1 protein-coding gene is annotated in these 706 nt (G+C 63.7%); it reads right to left on the reverse strand.

The annotated features are described in order from the left end of the window. Positions 1-668: hydantoinase/oxoprolinase N-terminal domain-containing protein (locus NW819_RS11470; protein WP_414413820.1), on the reverse strand; the 668-nt coding region annotated here is incomplete at its 3' end. Positions 669-706 lie beyond the last annotated feature (38 nt).

Below are 706 nucleotides of genomic sequence, written 5' to 3' on the forward strand. Positions count from 1 at the left end.
GCCGCCTGAGCAATGGAGGTCACCCCGCCGGAAGACTGCATGATCAAGGGCTGGGGGATCCCTCGCTCCCGACATCCTTGGGCCAAGCGGTGCAGGTAGCCCGCCAATGCCGGGCTGAGGTAGGCATCGATGGCGGTGGTGCTGAAGCGCTCGTATTCTCGGAACTCCGGCGCCACCTCGCAAGACAGGGAAAGATGTAGCTCCGGGAAAGCCTGTCGCAAGGCCATTCCCAGCCGCTGTTCGTGCTCCGGGTAGAGAAAAGAAAACAAAAACCCCACCCCAATAGCGCGGATCCCATCCCGCTGCACCCGTTCCCCCACCTCCTGCACCACCCGCCGGATTTCGGCATCGGTGAGCGGCTCCAACACTCCGCCCGCGCTGCAGCGCTCCTTCACCTCCAGGCAGTGGTGGCGGGGCACCACTGGCTCCGGCTTGGGCTGCGTCAGGTCATACAGAGAGGGGCGGTTTTGACGGGCAATGGACAGCACATCCCGGAAGCCCGCCGTGGTCAAAAACAGGGTGGGGGATCCCTTGCGCTCCAGCAGCGCGTTGGTGGCTACCGTCATGCCATGACAGAAGAGGTCAACCCAGAGCACCCCCAGCTTGTCCAGCGCCGCAAAGACCCCCTCCTCAGGGCTGGGGGTAGACAGCACCTTCGCCGTCTGCATCTGGCCATCCTGCAAGAGCACCAGATCAGTAAAGGTGC

This window comes from Synechococcus sp. R8-2 (assembly GCF_047461715.1).
In the GTDB taxonomy this organism is placed as follows: Bacteria; Cyanobacteriota; Cyanobacteriia; order Thermostichales; family Thermostichaceae; genus Thermostichus.